Annotated in this window: 4 protein-coding genes and 1 pseudogene; 2 read left to right on the plus strand and 3 right to left on the minus strand. The window is 66.0% G+C overall.

Translation table 11 applies throughout. The annotated features are described in order from the left end of the window. The 3 genes from ABW137_RS29185 to ABW137_RS29195 all read right to left on the minus strand — a co-directional run. Window positions 1-1823, minus strand: a 1823-nt coding sequence (locus ABW137_RS29185) for an ATP-dependent Clp protease ATP-binding subunit (protein WP_526405283.1), incomplete at its 3' end; no start/stop codon positions are given. Between the two features lie 113 nt (window positions 1824-1936). After that, window positions 1937-2899 (minus strand): antibiotic biosynthesis monooxygenase, encoded by a 963-nt coding sequence (locus ABW137_RS29190; protein ID WP_526405285.1) that lies wholly within the window; start codon window positions 2897-2899, stop codon window positions 1937-1939. Between the two features lie 5 nt (window positions 2900-2904). After that, the gene (locus ABW137_RS29195; protein WP_526405287.1) at window positions 2905-4311 is read right to left on the minus strand and encodes an amidohydrolase family protein; all 1407 of its coding nucleotides are present in this window, start codon (window positions 4309-4311) and stop codon (window positions 2905-2907) included. Window positions 4312-4987: 676 nt separating this feature from the next. Between ABW137_RS29195 and ABW137_RS29200 the strand changes: the two genes are divergently transcribed. Further along, entirely contained in the window at window positions 4988-5638 is a 651-nt protein-coding gene (locus tag ABW137_RS29200) for a GAP family protein (RefSeq protein WP_526405289.1), read from the plus strand. Window positions 5639-6210: 572 nt separating this feature from the next. Further along, window positions 6211-6469 (plus strand): annotated as a pseudogene (locus tag ABW137_RS29205) (hypothetical protein); the annotation flags it as partial.

Consider the following 6469-nt stretch of genomic DNA (forward strand, 5'->3'; position numbering starts at 1 on the left):
GGTCCGAGGAACAGGAACGAGCCGGTGGGCCGGTTCGGATCGGCGACGCCTGCCCGGCTCCGCCGGACCGCATCGGACACCGCTTGGACGGCAGCTTTCTGGCCGACGACCCGCTTGCCGAGTTCGTCCTCCATCCGCAGCAGCTTCGCGGATTCCCCTTCGAGCATGCGGCCCGCGGGGATGCCGGTCCAGGCCGCCACCACCTCGGCGATGTCGTCGGGCCCGACCTCTTCCTTCAGCATCACGTCGGTCTGAGCTTGGGCGGTGGGCAGCGCCGCGTCGAGCTTCTTCTCGATCTCCGGGATGCGGCCATAGCGCAGCTCTGCGGCCTTGGCCAGGTCGCCGTCGCGTTCGGCGCGGTCGGATTCACCGCGAAGGGTGTCCAGCTGCTCCTTGAGCTCGCGCACGACGTCGATGGCGTTCTTCTCGTTCTGCCACCGAGTCGTCAGCTCAGCGAGTTTCTCCTTGTGGTCGGCCAGTTCCGAACGGAGCTTGACCAGCCGGTCCTTGGACGCGTCGTCGGACTCCTTGGCCAGTGCCATCTCCTCGATCTCGAGGCGACGCACCACCCGCTCGACCTCGTCGATCTCGACGGGCCGGGAGTCGATCTCCATGCGCAGCCGCGACGCGGCTTCGTCGACGAGGTCGATGGCCTTGTCGGGCAGGAAGCGCGACGTGATGTAGCGGTCGGACAGCGTGGCCGCGGCGACCAGTGCCGAGTCGGTGATCCGCACACCGTGGTGCACCTCGTAGCGGTCCTTGAGACCACGAAGGATGCCGACGGTGTCGTCGACGGAGGGCTCGCCGACCAGGACCTGCTGGAAACGGCGCTCCAGGGCGGCGTCCTTCTCGATGTACTTGCGGTACTCCTCGAGGGTCGTCGCGCCGACCATCCGCAGCTCGCCGCGGGCCAGCATCGGCTTGATCATGTTGCCCGCGTCCATCGCCGACTCGCCGGAGGCGCCTGCACCCACGATGGTGTGCAGCTCGTCGATGAACGTGATGACCTGGCCCGCCGAGTTCTTGATGTCGTCGAGGACGGCCTTGAGGCGTTCCTCGAACTCACCGCGGTACTTCGCGCCTGCGACCATGGAGCCGAGGTCCAGGGATACGACGGTCTTGTCGCGCAGGCTCTCTGGCACGTCGCCCGCAATGATGCGCTGGGCAAGGCCCTCCACGATGGCGGTCTTGCCGACGCCGGGCTCGCCGATCAGCACGGGGTTGTTCTTGGTGCGCCTGCTCAACACCTGGACGACGCGCCGGATCTCGGTGTCACGCCCGATGACGGGGTCGAGCTTGCCTTCCCGCGCTGCGGCGGTGAGGTCGGTGGAGTACTTCTCCAGCGCCTGATACGTCGACTCCGGGTCGGGGCTTGTCACACGGGCGCTGCCGCGGACCTTGGTGAAGGCATCACGAAGCGCCTGAGGCGACGCGCCGTGGTTGGTCAGTAGCTTGGCGACCTCCGACTGCCCGGTGGCGAGGCCGACGAGCAGGTGTTCGGTGGACACGTACTCGTCGTCCATCTCGGTGGCGAGCTGCTGGGCGGCGGTGATCGCGCCGAGCGATTCCGACGACAGTTGCGGCTGCGAACTCGAGCCGCTGACGCTGGGAAGTCGACCGACCAGGCGATCGGCCTCGTTGCGAATGGTCGCGGGCTCGACACCGACCGCCTCGAGTAGGGGTGCGGCGATGCCGTCGTTTTGGGTCAGCAACGCCATCAGCAAGTGGGCGGGGGTGATCTGGGGGTTGCCTGCGGCGGTCGCCGCCTGCAATGCCGACGTCAACGCCGCCTGGGTCTTCGTGGTCGGGTTGAACGAGTCCACGACGCCTCTCTTTCTTCAGGGGAAATGTTTCTCGCTGGGTGCAACGCAGTCAAGGTTGAGTCTGTTCCGCTCAACTCTAGCGGATTTTCCCGCGAGCGTTGTCAGTTGGCTCGTCAGCTGGCGTAGTCCCAGAACTGCAGCCAGTGCACCGTCGCGAACACCGCCAGCGTCACGGCATAGCCGACGACGATGATCGCAGCGCCAGCCAGGCTGACCCGCGAGTCGGCGCCGTCGACCGGATCCAGCCAACGCTTGAACGGCTTCGTCACCGAGGGCATCAGCCACCACTGCAGCGCCGACACGCTCACGATCTGGCTGACCCACAATGCCAGCCACGGCTCGGCGCCTGCCCGGTCCAGGATGGGGCCGAAGAATCGCGACAGCACCATCACCGTCGGATACAGCACGAGGAGCACCAACATCGCCGACTTCCAGTTCGGCGTCATCAGCGTGCGGCCGTCCTGCACCCGCACCGTGGTGGCGAACGGCGTCGTGCTCGAGACCGCCGAGAAGCCCTTGGTGAGACTCGACCGCAGCCCAGGCAGCGCCAGATCGCGCTCGTGCGAGCGCAACCACGCCGCCAACTGTTCGGGTGTCCGGAACCTCAGCATCGACAACCAGTCACCGCCCGTCGTCGAGGGTGGCAGCAGAACCGTGCCCTCGTAGCCGGGGAACTTCGAGCTGGCACCGATCAGTCGGTCCTGCACTACGCGGAAGTCGGATTCCTTGCCATCGGCGACGCTGTGCAGGAACGCGCTCACGCCCGGCGGCGCTTCGATGTCCTCACCGAGGATCAGGTCGCCACTGCGGCTCCAAAAACCGCGGGATTGACCGTCTTTGAGCACCGCCCGCCGCTGCGCACTGTCGAGCCAGGCATGCAGGGAGTCGTCACCGTCGAAGGTCACCGCAAGGGCCCAGTCGAATTCGGCGTCGTGGATGGACACCGCGCTCGAGGTGAACCCGTCGGCGCCCCGCGCGGACGCGGTCAGCTCGGACAGCCAACCGTCGAAGCCGTCGACGTCGGTCACCGGATGGAAGATCGTCACTGCCGTGACCGCGCCGCCCTGCCTGCTCATGATGTCTACGCCTGCAACGACTTGACTCGACGTCCCTGAACGTAGACCTCGGCGATCGAACTCTCCCGAAGACCCATCAGCAGGGCGAACAACGTCTGGTCGCGCGCCAGGTCGGCGTCGTCGGCGCGCACGGCGTTGGCCAGCGAGCCCTTCAACGCATCCGCGGGTTCGACGACCACGAAGTCAGCCTCCTTGCCGGTGTCGAAGTTGCCGAACCGGTTCTCCATGTCCAGGGCACGGGCGCCGGCCAGCGTTCCGATGAATAGCATCTCCGCCGGATGCAACGAGATGCCCGCCGCGCCGTCCTCACCGATGTGTTGCTTGAAGGCGTCGCCGAGGACGCGTGGGATCAGCCACTCGTCACCGCCGCCGAAATCGGTACCCGCAGAGATGTTCACGCCTGAGGCGACCGTGCGCTTCCACGGCATGGTGCCTGAGCCGAGGAACAGCTGCGAAACCGGGCAGTGCGAGATCGACGTACCGGTTTCGGCCATCCGCTCGAGCTCGACGTCCTGGCAGTGCACGCAGTGGGCGAGGATGGTCCGCTTGCCGAGCAGGCTCTTGCCGCCGACCACCGAACCCGGCAGGAACTTTCCGTCGTACGTGTCGAGGTACGAATTCACTTGATACGCCTGCTTGGTGCCGTCCACCTCGCCGGTGACGGGCCGGTTGTTCTCGTTGAGGTGGCTGTGCACGTAGACACCGCGGTCCCTGTACTCGTCGTACAGCTCGCCCAGGTTCTTGAGCGTCTCGGTGGTCACCGACAGCGAGAACCGGGGAACGATCGCGACGTGCAGCAGCGCGGTGTCGACGTCACCGGTGTCGGCGGCGTGCCACTTGTCGATCTCCGCCCTGGTGAGACGGATGGCTTCCTCCTCCGAGGTCATCAACGGTCGTGCGGTGTCGCCGCCGACGGTCTGGATGCCGCGCCCACTCACGATGCGCAACCCCGCCTCCTTCGTACGCTCGAACAGGGCGTCCTGTGCGTGCGGAAAGGCCGACCCGAACACCATGGCCGCCGTGGTCCCCGCTGCGACGCGGCGGTTGCAGAATTCGACGGCGGCTTGCTTGGCGAACTCCGGATCGGCGAACCTGCTCTCCGAGGGAAAGATGCACAGCGTCAACCACTCCAGTAGCTGACCGCCGCCATAGGAGTCGCCTGCGTAGGTCTGGGGAAAGTGGATGTGGGTGTCGACGAAACCGGGCAGCAGGTATCCCGGCCGATGGTCATGCACCGTGGCCGAGCCGTGCTCGGTCGGGACGTCCTCGCGCTCACCGCAATACACGATCCGACCATCGCCGTCGATCACCAAGGCCCCGTCCGGAATCGACACCAGGGCTTCGGCCGCCCCGGTCACCAGCGGGTCGCCCGCGACGTGGAAGACGTGGCCCAAATGAACGTCGCTTGGCATGTGCGGCTCCTTCGTCGTGCGTCGTGGTGGCGTGCGTGCCGATCATGCGGGTTCATCCAGCCTCGTTCGCGCACCCGACTCGAAGTCGTCCAAACCCACAGCGCGAATGCGACGGTGCCGCAAGCGATGTACGTCCGCCCAGAGGCTTCTGGGACCGTTCGGGTTGCACGCCGACCACCGCCATCGACTCGCTCACGATGAGATGGCAGCCAGCGCTCACGATACCGCCGATGAGCCCGAGGTTACGGCTGAAGCGCTCCGGCGGGCCGTCGTACGCGATCAGCTCAACAGGACGTCGTCGATCGATGAGTTCACGCCGGGCAGACCTGACCCGTAGAGCGATCGTCGCGGAGTCACGCCAGAGTCGGGACCGCTCGCCTCTCCGACGAACGGCGACATGCTGCCGCGTCGGAATGAACGTCTCCGAGCACCGGCCTGCGACTGCTCAAATCCGAGCTCCGCCACGCGCGATGCGGCGCAGCGCCAGCATGCACGCAAAAATATTGCCGCCCTTATAGTTCCGTCCAAGCCGGTGCCGTTGATCAGTTGGCCACCGGCTTCTTGACGGTGTCGAGGTTGACGGTGCCCCCGATGCGCCGGCAAACTTACTGGGAATTGGCGTTTCTACATTCTGCTGTCACGTCCGGCGACCACGTTCGCTTGCTAAGTTGACGCGGTGCTAACCGAACTGATCCCCTTGGCGCTGGTGGTCGCCTTGTCGCCGTTGTCGATCATTCCGGCGGTGCTGGTACTGCGTTCGCCGACTCCGCGACCTACGGGACTGGCGTTCCTGATCGGCTGGGTCATTGGACTCGCCGTGTTGACGCAGATCTTCGTCGAACTGTCCAGCCTGCTCGGCGGCGGGCTCGACAGGCCGCCGAGTTGGGCGGCGTACGTCCGCATCGTCGCAGGCGCCGCCTTGATCGTGTTCGGCGTCTACAAGTGGCTTACCCGAAAGCGCTCAGAGCACTCACCCAAGTGGATGAGCAGCTTCGCCAAGATCACCCCGGCCCGTGCGTTCGTCACCGCGATGGTCCTCGTTGCCGTCAATCCGAAGGTGCTGTTCATGTGCGCCGCAGCGGGTTTGGCGATCGGGACTGAGGGAGTGGGCCGTTCCGGCGCCTTCCTTGGCCTCGCCTACTTCGTGGCGGTCGCCGCGTCCACCGTGGTCCTGCCGGTGCTGGCGTACGCGGTGTCCGGCGATCGGCTCGATCGACCGCTTCAGCGGCTCGGCGCCTGGATGGAGGCCCAGCACGCCACCCTCGTCGCGGCCATCCTCGTCGTTCTCGGTGTTCTGGTGTTGTACAAGGGCATCCACGGGCTCTGACTCAGATCTCCGGTAGCCAGGGCGCGCTTCAGGTAGCTGGCCAGGGCGGGATGACATTTCTCACGACGTCCGATTGACGTGCCACTCTGCGGAGGAGTGCCGAATGTCTTCGATTGCCCACGGCTCTGGGTAGCGGTGATGGAGCATCACTCCTACGTTGAGTGAGCTGGCGACTGTGTACCGGCGCCGAAGGGGGAACACGTGGTGGAGCTGACGTCGTTCTGGCGCTACCAGTTGCTGGGCCGTGGCGCGCGCACGGTGTGGCGGTCCCATGACACCGTCACCGACCGCGGCGAGATCGACGGGCGGCTCGTCGCCAGCATGCACGCCGCGCCCAAAGCAATGCCCCCGGTGCAACTCGGTCACTCGCCAACCTCGTACCGACACGTCCCAATCGAGGCGTTCCTGGTACCCAGTCAGGAGTCGTCCCCTCTCGACGAATCACTCCGACACGGCCACTGCGGGGCTCCCCACGGCCGGTTGAGTCCACTACGCCGCCCCGCCAGGCGTCATTGCAAGGTTCCACGCAAGAGCGAACCGATGGGGCCTTGCGAGTTGACGTGGGTCCCACGATGGTGAACCGGTCGTTCAACCCCTTGGCGATCGGTGCCGCAGGCGTCCTGGTCGTACTGGTAGCAGCGATATCGCTCTGGCGGCCATGGCAGGACACGTCGTCGGTTGCGCAAACTCCGGTCGACGAGAGGCCGACAGCCGAAACACGCGGCAACGATGTCTTTGCGGACGCCAAAAGCGGCACCTGCCTGAACTGGCCGGCGGCGGTTCCCCATGCATACGCAGTGGTCCATTGCAGCGATGAGCATCGCTTCGAGG

This window comes from Mycobacterium sp., assembly GCF_040509115.1.
Lineage (GTDB): Bacteria > Actinomycetota > Actinomycetes > Mycobacteriales > Mycobacteriaceae > Mycobacterium.